Source organism: Candidatus Jordarchaeum sp. (genome assembly GCF_052745115.1).
Map to the genome: position 1 here is coordinate 1 of NZ_JBRAKS010000304.1, position 4,704 is coordinate 4,704.

Sequence of the window (4,704 nt, forward strand, 5' to 3'; positions counted from 1 at the left end):
TACAACCCTTGCAAAAACCGTTCTCCAGCTACGGAGATTGAAAGTTTTTTATTCTCCCCGAGTGTTCTTCTTGCTCTTCGTCCATCTTTTGGCTGAAGTCTTCTCGGATTAGCCGTTTGGCTTTTTTGTTGCATCTAGCTTTTATCTTGGCTTTTTGCTTGGTGTACTTGATACTTTTTTGGAATGCTTCAAGCATTACTTGGCAACGGCCATAATCGTATTTTGGACACAATTCTTCAGAATAATAGTCTTGAACTTTTTCTTCCACGCTAAATAGTTCTGATTCATAATCTGTGTGAATGTGTCGATAATGGGAAAGTTTGAAATTCTCGCAGGCTTCCTCCGGTGTCATTTTACCCCTTAAAGCCGATTGGAGGATTAGGCTGTCCAATAGAGAAGTCACATTCTCTCTGCAGCGGGGACAGTAAAATGAAAGGTGCCGTCCCATTTCTTCACGTTTTCTGTTTAGGTAGATTTTCCTCCTCCTCTCAAGTTCCTCGGCTGAAAATTTTGGAAGCTGTTTGATTCTTTTATAGTTCTTATCGATATCCTCTGTGAAAACTAGAGCTGATGCGGTTTCCATATTATCGCTGTTTGGTTCGTTTTTTGATCTGACTAGGTTTAGTTGTATTGCTTCCCAAAGTTGGTTGGGGTCATCCTAGAATCGATGAGCGCATTCCGGAAGCAAATCCACTCCGGGCATCTTTGTCCATACTTCACGATGGTGGTATTATGTCTCTTCAAATGAGCTGGGAGGTATTGAACCTGTTTTCCACAGATTTTGCATTTGTCACTCATCTATATTCAACTCTACTCTTTCTTGAACTTCGCTAATTTCATAATTTCTAAGAATTTTGGTGAGAGAATCAAACACCGCTTTTTGGTCTATCTTTCCTAGAGCCCAAGCCACCCTGTTTCGTACAATTATTTCTTTATCCTTTAATGCTTGAATGAGCGGCTCCATCGCCCTCTCGTCACCCAGTTCTCCTAGAGCCCCCGCTGCTCCCCACCGTACATACCTGTTTTCATCCCTTAATGCCTTGATGAGCCGTTCCACTATCAACGCCCAGTCCTTCTCATATTTGGATTTAACCCCTATTTCAACACTTTTTTCCGCTTCCTCTCTATCAACCTTCTTTGCAGAAAGCCCAATTCGCATCATTGCACCTCCCCGAGCATTCCTAGAAATCTTCTCTCTTCCTCTTTCTCTCAACACCTTCACTCCTTTCTTCTTTCGGGAAGAGTCTTTCAAGATTCTTCTCTGTTCTCTTTCTTTCCGACTCTAGATATTCACTAAGGTCTCCTTCCTCCAAGTTTCTAGCTCCCCCAAAAGTATGAGAAGTTTGCTCCTTTCTTCCTCTTACCCCATAGGCTTTCTCTATTTTTGACAAACTTCGGCTCGCCTTCAAGAAATGACTGGACCGGTAAACACCATTATCCACGTTACCCGGGTGGTGGGGATTGGAATTGGAATTAGGATTGGGATTGTTATTGCTGGTTGTTTCTTGGAGGTTTAGGTATACTTCGTCTGATTGGTGGCGTGTCTTTATTCGCCAGTGCAACTTTTTGATTAGGGCTATGGTGATTATTGAGGGAACTGCGATCAACGCCACCAGTTCCAGGGGGAAGGGTTGCAGGAGGGGTTGGGGCACCAGATACATGCTCTCCGAGTAGAGATAGTATGCTACTATGGCAGTGATGGACGCCGTGGTGGTTGGTGCCAGTCTCAGGGACCATTTCATTTTTCTTTTGGCTAGTAGGGCTGCGGTGGTGGTTATCATTAGTGCGGAGAATATGCTTATCAGGTGTTTTTGCAGGGTGTGTATGTCTGCCCAGCCGGGTAGGGCACTGTAAAACACTAGGTAGAGGGTGAGGAAGGAGTATAGGCCGAGGGCGAATCTCCAGTGGTATCGGTAGAATTTTACGGTGGATCTAATCAGCCAGTGTGTTAAGCGAATTTGGTCTCTCATGATGAAGTAGAATACAAAGTTTTTCCTTAACCCGATTGCGAATATGCATAAGCATATCACGTAGATCACTATGATCACTATGATTATGGCCAGGATCGAGTTTAGTGTGGATGAGATGTTGGAAAAGAAGCTTTCAAACATTTATATCCCTCCAGTTTCTGATTCCTGATTGAGGATTTTTAGAAACGTATTTTTTGACTGGGAAAAAAAGTGGTATTGGTTTTGGGAGTGTTTTTTCTGAATGATACTATTTGCTTTAATCTTCATCATCCTCTGTTCCCCCTGAACCGGATTCGCTGTGCATCCAGCTGTCAAGAAACTCGTTTCTGCTCTTCTTGAGACGCGTGAATAGTATTATGCAGCCTAGTAAACCCAAACTGGTGACGGTGAAAATGGCAGGTAAAGAGAAACCGGAATTGTTAGTGTCGCCCAGAGAGAGGCCTAGAAATGCTTGAGTTGAGGGGTTAGAGCCGCTTCCCGAGGAGGTAACCTTTACGGGATTTATGGTGGTAGCAATGATGTACGACTGGTTAAATCGTAGCATTATTTGGTAGTCCCCGATGTATTGGGGTGTCCACTGGGTTTGGAAAAATTCAAGGCCATCGACAAAACACTCTCCCTGGAATACAATGTTGTGGTCGAGGTTCATCACAATCAGGGTTACCGGGTCGTTGAGGTTGGGGGTGAAGCCTAGTAAGCCGAAGTTTGCGGTTATTTGAAGGCTTTGCCCTAAGCTTATCTGTCCTTTTTCGGCGCTGGTTTCAAGGGCTTTTATCAGCTGGTACGCTGAAAATCCTATTCCAGCGGTTACCGGATCCATGGTGGAGTTGCCAGCATAGGTGCAGAAAATGGTGTGGATGCCCTTGGTGCGGGGAGTCCAATCCAGATAGAAGCGTCCAGCGCTTCCCGTAAATATGATGTAATTCACAACTCGTCCATCGGGCTCGTAAATGGTCACGTTTATACTTATGCCGGCTCCCAGAGGTTGGGAGTTCAGGGTAATGTTCCCCTCAACGCGTAGGGTGTTTCCCACGGTTACCTCAGGATTTACACCGTTCAGGTTTATGGAGAGCTTGGGGCTTCCCCTAACGGTAACCTGCGTGGTCATCCAGCTCTTCGGGCTGCCATCAAAATCTCTGATCCAGGCCACAACCTCGTAGACACCGTATTCCTGGGGAACCCATTGATAGGTGGCGTAGCCGGAACTGTTGGTGATCTTGTAGCCTAGAGTGGTGTATAAATTACGGTTGTTTGGGAAGGAGGCATTTGGATAAGTTAACCGGTTCAATATGCTAAATAGAACGTAGGCTTCCGGGGCGGGGGCACCCTCCACTGTTACCCGGGCATTGAGCAGAACTCCACCCTCATTAAGATAAAGAGCACTAGGGGTAGCGGTGAACTCTGTTACTCGGTAATCGGTGGGCTGCACCGTGAATGATTCAATAAAGGATAGTGAGCCATCGGTCACGTTTATGGTGTAGCTGGGACTGGGAACCGAGGGCAATTGGAACCAAGTGTAAATGGGACCGTTACCACTGGTGACCATGTGGTCTGAGTGCACCAGGTTTGGAACTTCATCGGTGACTTCCAAGTCTAAGGTTATTCCTCCGTGCAGGGTTAGGTACAGGTTGTCTATTGCGGAGATGCTGATGTTCACTATTTGCGAGGCGTTGTAATCGTAGTAATTAGGGGCTATGTGTACGCTGTAAGGGTTCTTATTTTTCAGCCAGTGCAGAGTGTTTACTAGAGTTAGCAGGCAGCTGTTTCCGTAGGGGTCTTGGCTTATGGTGGTGATGTTGTGCAGTGCCCAGTGTACCAAGTAGTGATTGTTTGAGTGGTTGTTGTATACGCTCAGGGGATAGTTGTCGGCTTTTGTGATGTCTTTTGAGAGGGGAATTAGCTTTGGGGATTTGATTAGGGTTAGGCTGTCGCCATTTAATGGGAGCATTATGTATCTTTGGGAGATTTCGCCGTAGTGCAGGGTGTAGTTGAAGGGTACCTGGTGGGGGTGCTGGTACACAATGTGGTAGTGGATGTCCCAGTTGTTGTAACTGGTGGATAGGCTCAGTACGTGGATTCCGGTTTCTTGTACGAGTTTTAGAGGCGTTGCTTGGGCTCCCAGATGGTTTAGGAACTCGTAGCCTCCATTTCCAACAGCAAGTACGGGTTTTCCGATTCCCGCTATGGTTTCCGCCTCGCTCTGGGTTAGTCCCTCACAGGAAGTGTCCAGAACAAGAACATGGAAGGCGCTGGCAATAGAGGGATTTCCAACTAGGGTTGCTATGTTTATCTGTGTTACCGTGAAACCTTCTGCTTCTAGGATGTTGCGCCAATCGGTGAAGTAGTTGTTGCTACCTTGGGTGATGAAGAGGAGGGTTGGTGGGTCTGATTTGAGCTGTGCTGCAGGTGTTCTTATTTTCCATAGGTAAATATAATTGAGGTTGTTTGGGAGCTGGGAGAGGTTTGCTGCTATTAAGGTAGATCCCGATAGAAGTATTAATGCAAATATTAGAGATGTTAGGAGAATTTTTTGCTTCAGGTTCATTTTCTTTATTTCCTTTATTTTTTCTTTTTGGGTTTTAAGGGTGAGGCGCGGGGTATTTAAAGGCTTTTTCACTCCTTTTTTTCTTGATTTTTGGGATTTTTTAAAATTTTTTTAATATTTTAGAGCCTTTTTTCTGTATTAAAAATGAATTAAAAGCATTTTTAGTCATATTTTTTATTTTTATTGTTT

5 protein-coding genes are annotated in these 4,704 nt (G+C 45.0%); all 5 read right to left on the bottom strand.

Annotated elements, in window-relative coordinates:
• Positions 1–28: 28 nt before the first annotated feature.
• The 5 genes from ACUVXA_RS16560 to ACUVXA_RS16580 all read right to left on the bottom strand — a co-directional run bounded on the left by ACUVXA_RS16560 (position 29) and on the right by ACUVXA_RS16580 (position 4,515).
• Complete coding sequence (locus ACUVXA_RS16560; RefSeq protein ID WP_445872395.1) at positions 29–583, bottom strand: hypothetical protein; 555 nt, start codon at positions 581–583, stop codon at positions 29–31.
• A 38-nt stretch (positions 584–621) separates the two neighbouring features.
• On the bottom strand, positions 622–798 hold the full coding sequence (locus ACUVXA_RS16565; RefSeq protein WP_445872396.1) for a hypothetical protein: 177 nt from the start codon (positions 796–798) through the stop codon (positions 622–624).
• A complete protein-coding gene (locus tag ACUVXA_RS16570; protein ID WP_445872397.1) occupies positions 791–1,213 on the bottom strand; it encodes a HEAT repeat domain-containing protein in 423 nt (140 codons plus the stop codon). Before ACUVXA_RS16570 ends, ACUVXA_RS16565 begins: the two co-directional genes overlap by 8 nt.
• Positions 1,182–2,111 carry a hypothetical protein gene (locus ACUVXA_RS16575; protein WP_445872398.1) on the bottom strand — a complete coding sequence of 310 codons (930 nt, stop codon included), beginning with the start codon at positions 2,109–2,111 and terminating at the stop codon, positions 1,182–1,184. The genes ACUVXA_RS16570 and ACUVXA_RS16575 overlap by 32 nt, the downstream gene beginning before the upstream one ends.
• A gap of 115 nt (positions 2,112–2,226) precedes the next feature.
• A complete protein-coding gene (locus ACUVXA_RS16580; protein WP_445872399.1) occupies positions 2,227–4,515 on the bottom strand; it encodes a hypothetical protein in 2,289 nt (762 codons plus the stop codon).
• Between the last annotated feature and the right edge of the window lie 189 nt (positions 4,516–4,704).